The organism is Pseudoxanthomonas sp. 97-1-1 (genome assembly GCF_057773125.1).
This window is the reverse complement of sequence record NZ_JBYMTJ010000003.1, coordinates 613,709-629,624: the sequence shown is the minus strand read 5'-3', so window position 1 is coordinate 629,624 and position 15,916 is coordinate 613,709. Positions and strand designations below refer to the sequence as shown.

The window sequence follows — 15,916 nt, the reverse complement described above, 5'->3', positions numbered from 1 at the left end:
CCGCTCAGAACCGGATCTTGCCGGTGAGGATGTCCTTGAACATCACCCAGTCGCCGGCGAAGGAATAGAACGGATGCTTGAAGGTCGCGGGCCGGTTCTTCTCGAAAAAGAAGTGGCCTATCCAGGCGAAGCCGTAGCCGCAGAACAGCGCGGCGAGCAGCCACCACGCATTGCGTTCGACGAGGGCCAGCACCAGCAGGGCCAGCACGCCGCAGCTGCCGATGAAGTGCAGCCGGCGCGAGGTGCGGTTGCTGTGTTCGTTGAGGTAGAACGGATAGAACTCGCGGAAGCTGGCGAAGCGGCTCATGTCCCCTCCCACAGGGTCAGGCGGCGCGTGGCGAGAACATGATCACCGCCATGCCGGCCAGGCACAAGCCGGCGCCGAGCAGGTCCCAGCGGGTGGGCTTCACCGCGTCCACCGCCCACAACCAGAAGATCGCCGCCGTGATGTAGACACCGCCGTACGCGGCGTAGACGCGGCCGGAGGCCGTCGGATGCAGGGTCAGCAGCCATGCGAACAGCGCCAGGCTGGCTGCGGCGGGCACCAGCAGCCAGGCGCTGCCTTCCTTGCGCAGCCACAGGTACGGGAGATAGCAGCCGACGATCTCGGCCAGCGCAGTCACCAGGAACAGCAACAAGGTTTTCATGAGACCCCTGTAGGAGGGGCTTCAGCCCCGATGCCTTGTGCAGTCGGGGCTGAAGCCCCTCCTACAGCCCTTGCTGCTTCACCCGCGCCCACAACGCTTCCTGTTGCTCCAGCGACAGCGCGGACATCGAGGTGCCGTCTGCCGCGGCCAGCGCTTCCATCGCACGGAAGCGACGTTCGAACTTCAGGTTGGCGCGACGCAGCGCACCACCCACATCCACCTTCGCATGACGCGCCAGGTTGGCGGCGACGAACAGCAGGTCGCCGATCTCGTCTTCCAGCCGCACGTCCCGCTCGGGCGAGGGCGCGGCGGCGAGCTCGACGCGCACTTCGTCGATCTCCTCGTGCAGCTTGTCGATCACCGGCGCCGTATCCGGCCAGTCGAAGCCCACGCGGGCCGCGCGCGATTGCAGCTTCACCGCGCGTTGCCACTCCGGCAACCCGCGCGAGATGCCGGCCAGCGCCGAGGTGTCTTCCTCGCCGGCGGTCTTGCGCTCGGCCGCCTTGATCGCTTCCCAGTTGACGGTCTGCGCCTCGGCATCGGCGAACGAGGCATCGCCGAAGACATGCGGATGACGCCGCACCATCTTGTCGCAGATGGCATCGACCACGTCCCCGAACGCGAACGCGCCCTGCTCGTTCGCCATCTGCGCATGGAAGACGACCTGCAGCAGCAGGTCGCCGAGCTCGTCCTTCAGCGCCGGCAGGTCATTGCGGTCGATCGCGTCGGCGACTTCGTACGCTTCCTCGATCGTGTAGGGCGCGATCGAGGCGAAGTCCTGCTCGAGGTCCCACGGACAACCGCCCTCGGGATTGCGCAGGCGGGCCATGATGCCCAGCAGGCGCGCGATGCCACCGTCAGGCGCTGCGGGCATGTCCATGGTCGCCGTCCTGCGCCCGCGCCAGCCAGTCACGCCATGGCAGCGTCATGTCGCCCAGCGCCACGAAATCACCATTGAGCAGGGTCTCGCGGCGGTTGTAGCGGAATGCACGTCCATCCGGCGCGAGCAGTGCACCGCCAGCGGCTTCCAGCACGCACTGCGCGGCGGCGGTGTCCCACTCGCTGGTGGGGCCGAAGCGTGGATAGACGTCCAGGGTACCTTCGGCGATGCGGCAGAACTTCAGCGAGGAGCCGAGCGAGACCTCCTCGATCCCGCCCATGCCCTCCAGGAAAGCCTGCGTGCGCGCGTCGCGGTGCGAACGGCTGGCCGCCACCTTCAGCGTGCCCCTGGCGGGCGCACGCGTGCGGATCTGCGCGTCGACCTCGCCGATGCGGCGGTACGCATTGCGGCCCTGGCGCGCATGCCAGGTCTCGCCGGTCACCGGCGCATGCACCACGCCGAAGATGGGCTCGTTCTGTTCGATCAGCGCGATGTTCACGGTGAACTCGCCATTGCGCTTGATGAACTCGCGCGTGCCGTCCAGCGGGTCCACCAGCCAGTACGTCGGCCACTGGCTGCGCTCGGCCCACGGAATGTCGGAGGCTTCCTCCGACAGCACCGGCCATTGCGGGGTCAGCCGGCGCAGGCCATCGGCGATGACCTGGTGCGCGGCCATGTCGGCGGCGGTCAGCGGGCTGTCGTCACTCTTGCGCTGCACATCGAAGGCGTTCTCGTACACGGCCAGGATGGCCTGGCCCGCTTCGCGGGCGATGACGATGACGGCTTCGTGCAGGTCGGCGGTCATGCGACTCATGTCCGCTCTTTCAGCCATTCGCGGGCGATGAACAGAGCCGCCAGCGAACGACCTTCCGAAAAATCCTCGCGCAGCATCAGCTGGTCGAGGTCTTGCAACTTCCAGGGCACTACTTCCAACTCCTCGGGTTCATCCCCCGGCAGGCGCTCGGGGTACAGGTCTCTTGCCACCACCAGCCAGGACTGGTGGCTCATGTAAGTGGGTGCCAAGGTCAGGGCGCGCAGCACATCGATACGGCGCGCACCGAAGCCGGCTTCTTCCTTCAGTTCGCGGTCGGCCGCCTGCTCGGGCGTTTCGCCGGCATCGATCCGGCCCTTCACCAGGCCCAGTTCGTAACGGTGCATGCCGGCGGCGTATTCGCGCACCAGGAGCACGGTGTCCTCGTCCTGCATCGGCACCACGACCACCGCGCCATGACCCTGCGCACGGAGCCGATGGTAGCGACGGCGTTCGCCGTTGCTGAACTCCAGGTCGAGTTCCTCGACATGCCGGTCCGGCCCGTCTGCGCGCTGGGTGATGCCGTGGATGGTGGGAAGACGGCTCATGCGGCGGCGCGGCGTCCACGCCCGGCACGCAGGGCGTGGCGACGGAAGGGGGTGGGGGCCGATATCATGTGGGGATGCGACAACAGGATCATCAAGCGGGAATGCTAGCAGAGGCGGACGCCTGGCGTGCCCGCGATCTGTCGGTGGTGTGGCATCCCTGCACCCAGATGCGTGAGCACCCGCACACCTTGCCACTGGTACCCATCGCGCGCGGCGATGGTGCATGGCTCATCGGGCACGATGGCACGCGTTACCTGGACGCCGTCAGCAGTTGGTGGACCAACCTGTTCGGGCATGCGGAGCCGCGCATCGGCGCCGCCGTCGCCACCCAGGCCATGGCCCTGGAACAGGTGATGCTGGCCGGCTTCACCCACGCACCGGCGGTGGAACTGGCCGAACGCCTGCTTGCGATCGCACCGCGCCAACAGGGACGCACGCCGCTATCGAAGGTGTTCTACGCCGACAACGGCTCCGCCGGCGTGGAAGTGGCATTGAAGATGGCGTTCCACTGGTTCCACAACCGGGGCGAACACCGCCGCACCCGGTTCATCGCGCTCGAGAATGGCTACCACGGCGAGACGCTGGGAGCGCTGGCGGTGGGCGACATCCCGCTTTACCGGCGCGTCTATGCACCGCTGCTGGCCGAGGCGCTGTTCGCACCCTCGCCCGATGCCTACCTCGCGCTGCCCGATGAATCGCCGGCCGACTGCGCCGCGCGCGCCGCGGCCGCGCTGGCGACCCTGCTGGAGCAGCATCCGGGTGAAGTCTGCGCAGTGATCGTGGAGCCACGCGTGCAGTGCGCGGGCGGCATGCGCATGCACCACCCGGATTACCTCGCCCGCGTGCGCGAACTCTGCGACGCCAGCGGCGCGTTCCTGATCGCCGACGAGATCGCCGTAGGCTTCGGCCGCACCGGCACGCTGTTCGCCAGCGAGCAGAGCGGCGTGATGCCCGACCTGCTGTGCCTGTCGAAGGGGCTGACCGGCGGCTTCCTGCCACTGGCCGCAGTCCTGGCCACGGAGACGATCTACGATGGCTTCCTCGATGACGCGCGCGAACGCGCCTTCCTGCATTCGCACAGCTACACGGGCAATCCCCTGGCCTGCGCGGCGGCATTGGCCTCGCTGGACATCTTCCGCGCCGACGACGTGCTGGCGCGCAATCGCGCCACGGCGCGCGCCATGGGGGCACTGGCCGAGCCGCTGGCCGCGCACCGCCACGTAGCGGACGTGCGCCAGGCCGGCATGATGCTGGCATTCGAACTGACCCGGGACGGCGACAAGGCCACGCCCTTTCCGGCAACGGCGCGCGTTGGCCTGAAAGCCTACCGGGCTGCATTGGCCCGCGGCGTGGTGCTGCGCCCGCTCGGCGACGTGCTGTACTGGATGCCGCCGTACTGCGTGGACGAAGAGCAACTGCAGATGCTGGCCGATGTCACCCGCGCGGCGATCGACGAGGCGACGGCATGACGTGCCCCCGCCAGAACGCTCCCTGTCGGAGCTTCAGCCCCGACTGTGGGTCCGGAAGCGCCGACATGGCCATCCACCCAACGGGTGCGCTGCAGCGCGTTCGTTGTCATGGCGGCGGGCATGTCGTCGTGGCGCGGGCTGAAGCCCCTCCTGCAGGGAGCGTCACATGCGTCTGACTCGTTGTTTCGTTGAACGCCCGTTGCAGACGGGCGCGCGGCTCGCCCTGCCGGAGTCCACCGCCAACCACCTGGCCCGCGTCCTGCGCCTGCGCGAAGGCGACGCCTGCGTGCTGTTCAATGGCGACGGCCACGACTACGACGCCCGCATCACCGCCATCGGCAAGCGCGAGGTCGTGGCCGAGATCGCGTCGATGCGCGCGGTGGACCACGAATCCCCGCTGCACATCACCCTGCTGCAGGGCATCGCGCGGGGCGAGAAGATGGACCTGATCCTGCAGAAAGCGACCGAGTTGGGCGTGGCCGCGATCATCCCCGTGACGGCCGAACGCACCGAAGTGAAGCTGGACGCCGAGCGCGCCGGGAAGCGCGTGGCGCACTGGCGCAATGTCATCGCGTCCGCCTGTGAACAGAGTGCGCGTGCGCGCCTGCCGTCGCTGTCGCCACCGGCCGCACTGGCGGATGCGGCGCGCATGGTCGACAGCGGCGCGGCGCGACTGACGCTGGATCCTGCCGGCGACGTGTCGATGGCCACCGTGCAGGTGGCATCAGGCGCGGTGGTGGTGGCGATCGGGCCGGAAGGCGGCTGGTCACCACGCGACCGCGAGGTCCTGTCGGCGGCGGGATTCACCGGATTGCGCCTCGGCCCCCGCATCCTGCGCACGGAAACCGCAGGACTGGCCGCCATCGCCGCCTTGCAATCGCGCTTCGGCGACCTGTAGGGCGGGCCCTGGCCCGCCAGCATGCATCGCGGAAAAGCCGCTTCGCTTGCAGGATCCGTGGAGGCGGGCTGAAGCCCACCCTGCGACAGCGATATCTCAGGCCGCGTTGGCCAGCGCGTCGCCGATCATCGATTCGACCACTTCCAGGTCGGGCAGCACGGCAGCTTCGTCACCGAGCAGCACGCGCACCTTCACCCCGACCGGCAGGTCTTCTTCCGTCGCGTCGGCCAGCAGGCCGTCACGCGGGACCGACACCAGGCGCGGGAACGATGGCGTCAGCAGCGCGAAGTAGGGGCGATCCTTGTCGCCACTCAGCGCCTTCAGCACCACGATCTTGCTGTTGAGCGCCACCGGCTCGTTCGGATTGCCACTCAGGCGGCCGAATGCGACCAGCGGTACCGGCCAGCCATGCCAGTCGATCCGGCCCGGCAGCCAGTCGGGCATGTCGGCGATCGGCTCGACCGGCGCACGCGTGAGCACTTCGGCCACGGTGGCGTTGGGCAGCAGCAGGCGGTACTCGCCTGCCTGGATCAGGACGCCGCGGATTTCGTCGTTGGAATGGGCCATCGTATGTTCCTCAGAACCAGCGGTCGGTCAGGCGTTGCGCGAGCTGCATGGGCGCGGCCAGTTCGGCACCACGCGATGCCAGCGCCTTCGGTGCCACCGGGTCGTAGCAGCCATCCTGCGACTGGCCCAGCACCAGCGCACCCTGCTCGCCCAGCCCGGCGACCGGATCCACCAGTGCGCTGTCGCTGCCGCTGAGCAGCAGCACCGCGCTGTCGGCGGGTGGCAGTTGCGGGATCATCGTGTGGATCACGGCACCCGGGCGGAAGCTCACCACACCTGCATCGACAAAAGGCACCACGTCACCGGGCAGCACGTAGATGTGTCCCGCTTCGGCGGGTTTGCCGGCTTCGGCCAGCAACACCGGCATGTGCGCCACGCGCTCCATCTGCCGGACCAGGTTGTCGTAGCGGCCACCGTCCAGGCGCAGGTGCACCAGCACGGGCTTGGGGAAGCCATCCGGCAACTCGGCCAGCAGCTTCCGCACTGCATCGGGACCGCCGATGCCAGCGAAGACCAGCACGGCGCCCTGCACGCGCGCCGCACCCGTGGCACCGCCGGATTCCAGCGGTTCCAGTTCCAGCGTGGACAGGTCGAAGGTCGAAGCAGGCACTGGCGGTGGCGCCACGACGGGCGCTTCCGGGAGCGGCGGCGGCATGGAGGGTGCCGGCGCGGCAGCGGGCGCCGCGTCGACCGTGGCATGACGCAGCCAGTCGTCCGCGTCGATGACCTGTTCCGCGGCTGAGCGCGTCGCCAGGCCACCGGTGTAGGCGAAATCATCACGCGGAAGTTCGAACGCGATGTCGGCCGCTTCTTCCAGGTGCAGCGAAATCTCCGCGCCCTCGTGCAATTGCGCGGGCGTCACCGGCAAGCCGGGTTCAAGCTGCAGGCCGACGTCTTCTTCGCGACCAGGCGGCAACACGTCCTGGTGCCCGTGCAGTTTTGCCGCCAGGTGCCGCGCCCAGCGCTGGGCTTCCCAGCCCTGGCGCCGCGCAGCCAATTCGGCTTCGTCGAAGATCACCGCGACCGCCGGGTCGTGCAGCACGCTGTCGAAGCGCTCCAGGCTGTCTTCGATGGCCGGCTCCAGCGCCACCAGCACCACCTGCGGCGCACTGCCGCCGAGGGCTTCCACATCGAGCGCATTGGGATCGTCTTCCAGCACGATGTCGGCGCCGGCTTCATGCAGCGCCACACGCAGGCGCTCGCGCGCTTCGCCCGGCCGCGCCAGCAAGGCAACGCGTTTGGCTTCACTCACGGACACGGGCGATTCCCAGCAGGTCGTAGACGTTGCGCATCAGGTCAAGCTCCTGGTACGGCTTGCCCAGGTAGCGCTGCACGCCGATATCGAAGGCGCGCTGGCGGTGCTTGTCGCCGGTACGCGACGTGATCATCACGATGGGCACGTCCTTGAAACGCGGATCGGCCTTCATCGCGGTGGCCAGCTCGTAACCGTCCATGCGCGGCATTTCGATGTCCAGCAGCATCAGGTCGGGCACGCGTTCTTCCAGTTTCTCCAGCGCTTCGACGCCATCGCGCGCGGCGCTGACCTCGAAGTTATGGCGTTCCAGCACGCGGCTGGTCACCTTGCGCATGGTCAACGAGTCGTCGACCACCATCACCAACGGCACCCGGCGCTGCTCGACCGCGGTGACCTGCTGCGTCGGCTGCTGCGGCTGCGCGAGATGGCGACGCACCAGCGGCGCGGCATCCAGGATCACCACCACGCTGCCGTCGCCGGTGATCGTGGCGCCGTAGATGCCGGGGATGGACGCGATCTGCGGCCCCACCGGCTTGACCACGATCTCGCGATTGCCAAGCACCTGGTCGACCGCGACGGCCGCGCGCAGATCGCCCGCGCGCACCAGCAACAGCGGCACCTGCGGCTGGCCTTCCGCCTTCGCCGGTCCCTGTCCCACCAGGTGGCCCAGGTTGTAGAGCGGATAGTCCTCGCCTGCGTAGTGGTAGCTGCCCACGCCCGCACTGAAGCGCGCGTGGCTGATGCGGCCGATGCCGCTGACCGCCGCCACGGGCACCGCGAACTGCGTTTCGCCGATCTGCACGAACACGGCCTGACTGACCGCCAGCGTCTGCGGCAGGCGCAGGGTAAAGGTCGCCCCCTTGCCCGGTACCGAATTGATTTCCAGCGAGCCGCCCAACTGGCGCACCTCGTTGTACACCACGTCCATGCCCACGCCGCGGCCCGCCAGCTGGCTGACCTGGTCGTAGGTGCTGAACCCGGGCTCCAGGATCAGGCGGTCCAACGCGCTGTCGGGCAGCACCGCGCCCGGCTGCAGCAGACCCCGCTGCTCGGCGCGCTTGCGGATGGCATCACGGTTGAGGCCGGCACCGTCGTCGGATACCTCCAGCACCATTTCCGAGCCTTCGCGGCGCAGCGCCACGTGCACGGTGCCTTCTTCCGGCTTGCCGGCCTTGCGGCGTTCCTTGGGTCCTTCCAGCCCGTGCGCGACCGAGTTGCGCAGCAGGTGCTCCAGCGGCGCGGTCATGCGGTCCAGTACGTTGCGGTCCATTTCACCGTGCGTTCCGGAGAACTGCAGGCTGACCTGCTTGTGCGTCTCGGTGGCGGCCTGCCTCAGCACGCGGCGCAGGCGCGGCACGATGCCTTCGAACGGCAGCATGCGCGCACGCATCAGGCCATCCTGGAGCTCCGAACTGACGCGGGACTGCTGTTGCAGCAGGCCGTCGTACTGGCGCGCCAGGTCGTCGAGCACGCCCTGCAGGCCGCTGATGTCCGCCGCCGATTCGGCCAGCGCGCGACTGAGCTGCTGCAGCGTGGAGAAGCGGTCCAGTTCCAGCGGATCGAACGTCGGGTCCTGCTTGTCGTGCTCGCGCTGGTAACGCGCGACGATCTGCGCCTCCGTCTCCAGGTCGAGACGGCGCAACTGGTCGTGCATACGGATGTTGGTGCGGTCCAGTTCGGCCATCGCACCGCGGAACGCGCCCAGCTGCTGTTCGAGGCGCGCACGGTAGATCGCCACTTCGCCGGCGTTGTTGACCAGGCGATCCAGCAGGTCCGCGCGCACGCGCACCTGCTCCTGCTGGCCCATCGGGAAGAACTCTTCCTCCACCGGCGCCGCGACCTCGGTCTCGATCGGCGCCGACAACGGCGCCAGCTCGACCGGGGCGATGGACGTTTCCGCTGCCGTCGGCGTCTCAGGCAGTTCGATGCCGCGGGCGCGCGCATTGAACTCCGCGATCATGCCGTCCGGAATGGCGACGGCGCGACGCGCGGTGACGCGGGCAAGCTGGGCGTGAAGCGTGTCGAAGCCGCGCTCCAGCAACTGGATGGCGCGACGGTCCAGCTCGGTGCGCTGGCCGGCGATTGACTCCAGCATCGATTCGATCGCGTGGCCCAGGTCGCCCACGGCGTGGATGCCGGCCATCCGGGCGCCGCCCTTCAGCGTGTGCAGATCGCGCTGCAGGCCGATGACCAGCGAGCGGTCTTCCGGTGTCTCCCGCAACTTGGCGATCAGATCGTCGGAGTGGTCGAGCAGGTCGTTGCCTTCCTCGATGAAGATCTCGACCAGGTCCAGGTCGAGCCCGGTCAGGTCGAGGGCCTCTTCCGGCTCCGGCATGTCGGCGGGTGCACTGGTCACGGCAGACTCCTCGACTTCCACGGAGGCGACGACATCGGACGGCGCTTGTTCGGCAGCTTCGAAGGCTTCCGCGTCTTCCGTTGTTTCAACCGGCTCGGCAGCGTCTTCGACAGGCGTGTGCTCCGCCGCGACGGCGTCGTCCACCAACGGCTCTTCCACGGCGCCATCGAAGCCGGTCGCCCCGTCGGCAACCTCGGTCGCCGCCTCTTCGATGGAGAGACTCTCGACTGCGGGCGCGTCGGCACCCTGCTCCTCGGTGCCGTCCTCTTCGACGATGAGCGGCGTTACCTCGCCCATCGCAACCTCGTCATCCTGCGCCGCCACGCGCTCGTCGGTGGCATCGGCGACGGACGCCGTTTCGTCGGTGACGTCGACGGTCACGACCGCATCGACGGACGCTTCCACCGGATCAGGCTCGCCTGCTTCCGGCACATCCATCGCGGCAACGTCGGCGAGATCGGTCGCGTCGGTGATGTCGTCCGTGCTTCCGGTGCCTTCGGCGACCGCCACGTCCGTGATCGCGTCATCCGGCACCGGTGCCGTGTCGACAACGACGGCTTCGGTTTCGACCAGGAACGCAGGCAAGTCGGCGTCCACCAGCAGCGCGTCATCGATCGGCGCGGCGAACGCTTCTTCTTCCTGCGCCTCCATGGAAGCTTCCGGCGACGCGTCGGCAACGGTGGAGGACGCCATCTCGATCGTGGCGCCATCCGCCACCTCGGCATGAACGTCTTCGCCCGCCCCGGCCGGCGCCGCCGCGTGATCGACTTCCGATTGCCGTGCGCGAGGCAGGATGCGGTAGTCGATGTCGTAGAACGTCACGCCCTGCGATGCAGGCTGCTCCACGTCCGCCGGGGTGGTTTCCCCGGTGTGCAGCACTGCATCGGGTGCGGCATCGGCCGTTTCGACGACCGCATCTTCCGGCGTGGCGTCGTCCGCCATTCCGGTCGCGGCAAGATCGCCCGCACCGTTGGCGGCGTCGCTGTCGAGATACGCGGACAGGTCCAGCGCGGACAGTTCGATGTCGGACGGCGCGACCGGCGGTGCGATCGTCGGCATCTGCCCGACATAGGTGCCCTGGTGTGCATCGTCCACGATCTGCGCGCCATGGCGCAGGTCGGGCAGGCTGTCGCGCAGCGCGGCGAGCTGGCCCGCCAGCGCCGCGAATACCGGAATGCGCGGCGACGGCGCCTGCAGGGCGGCGATGCTGCGGCGGATCGCCTGCGCGGTGTCGGCCAGTGCGGCCACGCCTTCCGGCGGTGGCGTCTCGCCCGCCGACAGCAGGCGTTTGACGTACTGCTCCGCGGACGAGGTGACATGGGTGATTTCCGGCACGTCCGCCATCGCCAGCGCACCGTTCATCGTATGCACGGCGCGCAGCAGTTCTTCCGTGACCGGCGTGGCTTCCACCTGGGCCTTCTGCAGCCAGGTATCGACCGTGTCGAGATGGTTGTCGACCTCGGTCTCCAAGATCTCGCGCAGCACCGCATCGACGGACGCCGGCGTGCCTTCGGTCTCGGGTTCGAACACCGCAGGCACGTCTTCGGTGACCGGCACGGTCGTCTGCGCGAACGCCGGCTCGACGAAGTCCGCTTCCTCGTCCAGCACGGTCGGCTGGGCGCTGTAGTACGCCTCTTCACCCGCGGCCAGGCGATCCGCCACGTCCTGCAGGCCGGCCAGGTCGGCCGTCACGCTGCCCTGGCCGCGCAGCGCGGCGTTGAGTTGCGGCAATGCGTCGCAAGCCTGTTCCAGCAGGACTTCCACCGCGTGGCTCGGCGCGCGCGTGCGGTCGAGCACGCGATTGAGCATGTTCTCGACCTTCCAGCTGAATTCGCCCAGCGTCTTGGCGCCCACCAGGCGTCCACTGCCCTTCAGGGTATGGAACACGCGGCGGATCGGGCGCAGGCGATCGAAATCTTCGGGATTGCTGCGCCAGGCGGGCAGCAGCTGGCGCAGGTTGACGATTTCCTCGTCGAACTCTTCGAGGAAGACGTCGCGGATCTCGTCGTCGATATCCGTGGCATCGCCGTCGAAGCCGCCCACCACGCTCACCGCCGGCAGCGCGGCCGCCGCAGCGGCAATCTCGTGGCGCAGGTCGGGCAACGCATTGGCATTGGTATCGACAACGTCCGGCGTCGCCTCGGACAGGTCCGCGGCGGTTTCGATGTGATCCCCGGCAAAAGGTGCATCGCCAGCTTCCAAGACGGGCGCGCCGGTGTCTTCCAGCACCGACAGCGGCGAGGCCGCCTCGGCATCACCGTCTGCTTCTTCGAAGCCGACCGGGTCGAATGGATTGGCGCCGCCGGGCGAAGATACGGCGGGCGCGGCGTCGATCGGTTCCAGCGACAGCCCGGAGAACGAGACTGGCGCGGGCGCTTCCTCCACGGGGACGGGAATTCCATCGACCACGGGCGCTTCAACGACAGGCGCTTCGGCGACCGGCGCCACGACGGGGGCCACCGCGACCGGCGGGATTGCTTCTTCAGCCACCGGGGCTTCGGCCGGCAGCGGCCAGTAGCGCAGGGCTTCCAGGCTGCCGCGGGTGATCTCGAGGATGTCCTCGCGATTCGGGCGGCGCTCGCGCAGCGCTTCCAGGTAGTACTCGAGGCTGGCCATCGCATCGGCCAGGGTGTCCAGCTGCTGGCCGCCGGGCACGCGCTTCTTGCCGATCAACTCGCCGCTGACGTAACGGCGCACACCGATGACGTAGTCGCCCGCCTGCGCCAGTTCGAGCATGCGCAGCGCGCCCGCGACCTCGTCCAGCAGGCGCGGTACGTCGGTCAGTTCGGCATGGTCCCAGTTGGTCTCGATGAACGCGACGAAACGCTCGCGTGCACCGGCGAAATTGATGATGGCCTCCTGTGCCAGCACTTCGACCGTGCGTTGCGATTCGGCCGTGCTGGGATCGGGCGCCGCATCGCCGGCACTGCCCAGGCGCGCGACCTGATCGTCCAGCGAGGCATCGACATACAGCAGTGCGCCGGCGACATCGAGCAGCGTGCCTTCGTCCGCAGGACGGGCGCCCGCCACGACTTCGCGCAGGGTGTCGCGCTGCTGCATCACCACATCGCGCGCCACGCCCAGGCCCATCATGCCCAGGGTATCGGCCACGTTGCCGAGTTCGGCAACCTGCGATTCGAGTTCCTGCGCCTCGCTGCCGGTGCGCAAATGCAGGTCCAGCGCGTCCTTCACGCGCAGGAGCTCTTCCTTGACCGCGTTGCCGACGGTATCGAGCAGTTCGCGGTTGCGCCCACTGAGGCTGCTGCGCGCGTGGTCGATCTCGGCCTCGCTGGGCGTCGCGTCGTCGCGCGCACCCGGCGGGAACAGCATACTTTCGTTGAGGCCCGATGCACCGCGCGACGCGCGGATTTCGTTGAGCAACGGCAGCAGCACGATGGGGATGTCCCGGTGGCCGTCCTGCAACCGTTCCAGGTAATCCGGCAACAGCACCGCGCCGCGCATCAAGGTGGAGCAGGCTTCGTCACGGTCGGCCACGCCGCCTTCCTGCAGCACCTTGGCGAGCAGCTCCAGCTCTTCGGCCACCATCGCGGGCGCGTACAACTCGACCATGCGCAGCGTGCCCTGCACCTGGTGCAGGTAGCCGGCGCAGAAGCGCATGCGGCTGGTATCGGCGGGCGTTTCGACGAAGGCTTCGATTTCCTGCCGCACCAGGCGCAGGGTTTCGTCGAGCTCGGGCTTCACCCAGCCGAGCACGGCGTGGCTCATGGCTTCGCGCAGCGCACTCATGGGCATGCTCCCGCGGCGACGGCGGAACCGTCAGCCTCGCGCTGCTGGCAGGCGGGATGGCGTAGGAAGTTCATGCAGTGCGTCCCGTCCTCAGCCCGGCAGCTTGAAGTCGGCGACCGAGCGGCGCAGGTCCGCGGCCAGTTGCGCCAGGTGACCGATGGATTCCGCCGTCTGCCCCGCACCCAGCGAGGTCTGCGAGGTGATCTGGCGGATCACGCCCATGGTCTGGGTGATGTCCAGCGCGGCGGCGGACTGCTGCTGCGCGGCGCCGGAGATGCCCTTGATGAGGTTGTTCAGGTCGTTGGACACGCGCTCGATCTCGCCCAGCGCGGTACCCGCGTCCTCGGCCAGGCGTGCACCGGAGACCACTTCGGCCGTCGTCTGCTCCATCGAGCTGACCGCTTCGTTGGTATCGGCCTGAATCGTCTGCACCAGCGATTCGATGCGGCGCGTCGCGCCCGAGGTGCGTTCGGCGAGGCGCTGCACTTCGTCGGCCACGACCGCGAAACCGCGGCCCGCTTCACCCGCCGAGGCCGCCTGCACGGCGGCGTTGAGCGCCAGGATGTTGGTCTGTTCGGAAATGTCGTTGATCAGTTCCACCACCGAGCCGATTTCTTGCGAGGACTCGCCCAGGCGCTTGATGCGCTTGGAGGTCTCCTGGATCTGGTCGCGGATCTGGTCCATGCCGCGGATCGTCTCGCGCACGACGCCAGCGCCCTCGGTCGCGATCTGCACCGAGCGCTGCGCCACTTCGGCGGACTCGGTGGAGTTCTTCGACACCTGGTCGATGCTGGTCGCGATTTCGCTGATGCGATCGGAGGCGGTGGTGATCTGGTCGGCCTGGTGGCCGGCGGCTTCCGCCAGCTGCAGCGCGGTGGCCTGGGTTTCCTGCGTCGATGCAGCCACCTGCACGGAGGTGTCGTTGATCGTGGTGACCAGGTTGCGCAGTTCGTCCACGGCGTAGTTGATGGCGTCCGCGATGGCGCCGGTCATGTCTTCCGTCACCGAGGCCTTCACCGTCAGGTCGCCTTCACCCAGCGAGCTGATTTCGTCCAGCAGCCGCATGATCGCCTGCTGGTTGCGGCTGTTGTATTCCACCTGCGTCTGGTAGCGCACTTCCTGCTCGCGCTGGCGGGTGCGGTACAACGAATACAACAGGCCGATGATGGAGATCAGCGCCGCGATACCCGACGCGATGCCCAGCCAGAAATTGGGGAACAGGCGCGTGTCGCGCACCGAGCCGAACGCCGAGAAGGCCTGGAACAGGTTGGTACTGTCCTGCAGCATCTGGCCCGAGCCGTTGGTCAGCGCGGCGGCGGCGGATTGGGCGGCGAAGAGGTTGCGCGAGCTGGCCAGGATGGCATCCAGGTCCTTCTTCATCGCGGTCCAAAGGGTCTGCGAGTTGTCCAGGGCGGACAGGGCGGCGCCATTGCGGACGGCCGCGATGCCGAGGTCGGCGTTGCCGTTGCGCAGGCCTTCCAGCACCTGGCCGAACAGCACGGCATCGCGACCCAGCGCGTCACCGGCGGTGGCCGCACCCGCGCCACCGGCGCGGATTTCCGTCACGCGGCGCGCCATGGTGCCGGCCAGCACGACCTGCTGCAGCGCGCTGTAGATCTGCGACGAAGGCGCGCCGCCGGCGGACATCGCGCGGACGACTTCATTGAGCTGTGCCTGCAGGTTGGGCACCTGGGTGGCGAAACGATCGGCGTTGCCGGCCAGCGCCAGCACGGCGGCTTCGGAGGTCACGATCTGGTCGGCGTTCTTGCCCAGCGGCGCCCAGGTGGCGGTCAACTTGGCCAAGGGACCGGCGATGGCGCCTTCACTGCCGAAGCGGCTCTGCAGGTCGGAGACGGTGGACTCGACCGACTGCTTGGTCTCCTTGAACGCCTTGAAGGCTTCGGCATTGCCGGCCACGGCCTCGCGACCCTGGTTGGCCAGCTGCTGCGACAGCACGCGCATGTCGGATGCGCCGGTGCTGGCACCGGACAACCGGCTGCCCTGGTAGGTGGCCACGCCGGTGTTGGCACCGAAGACCAGCACCGAAAGCGCGAGCAGCAGCAACCAGAAACTGTTGCCGAAACTGCCGATCTTGCTGGCGCTGGGAGAATCCGTCGCAGTGCTCATCGTTCAACCCCTGGATTGTTCTTGTTGTCCGCGCTCAAAGCGCGGTCTGACGGAATTCGGGCGTGCGCGCGAGCAGTCCCAGCGCAAAAACACCCCATCGCTGGTCGTCGCTGGCGAAGGCCCGCTCGATGAAATGCGCGTAGCGGCCGTCCGCCAGTTCCCCCGGCTCGACCTGCTGCGATTCATGGAAGCTGCGCTGCCCGTACAGCTCGTCGATGGTCAGCGCGACATCGCCGCCGGCTTGGCGCATGACCAGTACGCGCTGGCCTTCATGCAGCACCGTGCGCTCGCCCTCGAGGAACTGCTTCAGGTCGACCACCGGGAACAGGTTGCCGCGCAGGTTGCCGATGCCCAGCAGCCACGGATGCGCGCCCGGCACGGGCGTGACCGGCGGCATCTGCACGATTTCCACCACTTCCCCGAAGTTGGAAATCAGCCGGCGCTTGCCCACGCGGTAGCCGACGCCACGGTACTGGTCCTGCGCCATTTCCCGCGCCGGCTGCGCCACGGCGTGCGCCAGGCTGCGGCGCTCGTATTCGGCAAGCGTATCGAACGGTGTGCGGATCATGGCCCGCCCCCTGTGCGTTCAGTGCGAATGGTCGCCATGCCGC

The 15,916-nt window shown here is 68.3% G+C and carries 11 protein-coding genes and 2 pseudogenes; 2 read left to right on the top strand and 11 right to left on the bottom strand.

The features are described from left to right. Positions 1–4: 4 nt before the first annotated feature. From AC3DET_RS14700 to nudE, 5 genes are all read right to left on the bottom strand, one after another. The gene (locus AC3DET_RS14700; RefSeq protein ID WP_488392088.1) at positions 5–307 is read right to left on the bottom strand and encodes an Mpo1-like protein; all 303 of its coding nucleotides are present in this window, start codon (positions 305–307) and stop codon (positions 5–7) included. A gap of 16 nt (positions 308–323) precedes the next feature. Next, positions 324–647, bottom strand: a complete 324-nt coding sequence (locus AC3DET_RS14695; RefSeq protein ID WP_446538086.1) for a YnfA family protein — start codon at positions 645–647, stop codon at positions 324–326. Between the two features lie 61 nt (positions 648–708). Then, positions 709–1,521, bottom strand: a complete 813-nt coding sequence (gene mazG, locus AC3DET_RS14690) for a nucleoside triphosphate pyrophosphohydrolase (protein WP_488392164.1) — start codon at positions 1,519–1,521, stop codon at positions 709–711. Further along, positions 1,505–2,341 (bottom strand): 3'(2'),5'-bisphosphate nucleotidase CysQ, encoded by an 837-nt coding sequence (cysQ, locus tag AC3DET_RS14685; RefSeq protein WP_337731389.1) that lies wholly within the window; start codon positions 2,339–2,341, stop codon positions 1,505–1,507. Before cysQ ends, mazG begins: the two co-directional genes overlap by 17 nt. Next, the gene (gene nudE, locus AC3DET_RS14680; protein ID WP_142125793.1) at positions 2,338–2,886 is read right to left on the bottom strand and encodes an ADP compounds hydrolase NudE; all 549 of its coding nucleotides are present in this window, start codon (positions 2,884–2,886) and stop codon (positions 2,338–2,340) included. The genes cysQ and nudE overlap by 4 nt, the downstream gene beginning before the upstream one ends. A gap of 74 nt (positions 2,887–2,960) precedes the next feature. Here nudE and bioA point away from each other — a divergent pair, with 74 nt between their 5' ends. Together bioA and AC3DET_RS14670 are read left to right on the top strand one after the other, a co-directional pair. After that, on the top strand, positions 2,961–4,355 hold the full coding sequence (gene bioA / locus AC3DET_RS14675) for an adenosylmethionine--8-amino-7-oxononanoate transaminase (protein WP_488392087.1): 1,395 nt from the start codon (positions 2,961–2,963) through the stop codon (positions 4,353–4,355). 166 nt (positions 4,356–4,521) lie between these two features. After that, entirely contained in the window at positions 4,522–5,253 is a 732-nt protein-coding gene (locus tag AC3DET_RS14670; protein ID WP_488392086.1) for a 16S rRNA (uracil(1498)-N(3))-methyltransferase, read from the top strand. Positions 5,254–5,349: 96 nt separating this feature from the next. On the opposite strand, the gene AC3DET_RS14665 is transcribed toward AC3DET_RS14670, so the two are convergent. From AC3DET_RS14665 to AC3DET_RS14640, 6 genes and pseudogenes are all read right to left on the bottom strand, one after another. Further along, positions 5,350–5,820, bottom strand: a complete 471-nt coding sequence (locus AC3DET_RS14665) for a chemotaxis protein CheW (RefSeq protein WP_192201951.1) — start codon at positions 5,818–5,820, stop codon at positions 5,350–5,352. Between the two features lie 10 nt (positions 5,821–5,830). Beyond that, positions 5,831–7,072, bottom strand: a complete 1,242-nt coding sequence (locus AC3DET_RS14660; RefSeq protein WP_488392085.1) for a chemotaxis protein CheB — start codon at positions 7,070–7,072, stop codon at positions 5,831–5,833. Continuing rightward, a pseudogene (locus tag AC3DET_RS14655) lies at positions 7,065–7,877 on the bottom strand (response regulator); the annotation flags it as partial. The gene AC3DET_RS14660 and the pseudogene AC3DET_RS14655, both read right to left, overlap by 8 nt. Further along, a pseudogene (locus AC3DET_RS14650) lies at positions 7,863–13,178 on the bottom strand (chemotaxis protein CheA); the annotation flags it as partial. The pseudogenes AC3DET_RS14655 and AC3DET_RS14650, both read right to left, overlap by 15 nt. 90 nt (positions 13,179–13,268) lie before the next feature. Further along, positions 13,269–15,305 carry a methyl-accepting chemotaxis protein gene (locus AC3DET_RS14645; protein ID WP_488392084.1) on the bottom strand — a complete coding sequence of 679 codons (2,037 nt, stop codon included), beginning with the start codon at positions 15,303–15,305 and terminating at the stop codon, positions 13,269–13,271. 34 nt (positions 15,306–15,339) lie between these two features. Next, on the bottom strand, positions 15,340–15,870 hold the full coding sequence (locus AC3DET_RS14640) for a chemotaxis protein CheW (RefSeq protein WP_488392163.1): 531 nt from the start codon (positions 15,868–15,870) through the stop codon (positions 15,340–15,342). Between the last annotated feature and the right edge of the window lie 46 nt (positions 15,871–15,916).

Excerpts from the sequence above, each read along its gene's own strand:
- nudE (WP_142125793.1), bottom strand. The coding sequence starts at position 2,886 with ATGAGCCGTCTTCCCACCATCCACGGCATCACCCAGCGCGCAGACGGG.
- AC3DET_RS14645 (WP_488392084.1), bottom strand. The coding sequence starts at position 15,305 with ATGAGCACTGCGACGGATTCTCCCAGCGCCAGCAAGATCGGCAGTTTC.
- AC3DET_RS14670 (WP_488392086.1), top strand. The coding sequence starts at position 4,522 with ATGCGTCTGACTCGTTGTTTCGTTGAACGCCCGTTGCAGACGGGCGCG.
- cysQ (WP_337731389.1), bottom strand. The coding sequence starts at position 2,341 with ATGAGTCGCATGACCGCCGACCTGCACGAAGCCGTCATCGTCATCGCC.
- AC3DET_RS14700 (WP_488392088.1), bottom strand. The coding sequence starts at position 307 with ATGAGCCGCTTCGCCAGCTTCCGCGAGTTCTATCCGTTCTACCTCAAC.
- AC3DET_RS14665 (WP_192201951.1), bottom strand. The coding sequence starts at position 5,820 with ATGGCCCATTCCAACGACGAAATCCGCGGCGTCCTGATCCAGGCAGGC.
- mazG (WP_488392164.1), bottom strand. The coding sequence starts at position 1,521 with ATGCCCGCAGCGCCTGACGGTGGCATCGCGCGCCTGCTGGGCATCATG.
- AC3DET_RS14695 (WP_446538086.1), bottom strand. The coding sequence starts at position 647 with ATGAAAACCTTGTTGCTGTTCCTGGTGACTGCGCTGGCCGAGATCGTC.
- bioA (WP_488392087.1), top strand. The coding sequence starts at position 2,961 with ATGCGACAACAGGATCATCAAGCGGGAATGCTAGCAGAGGCGGACGCC.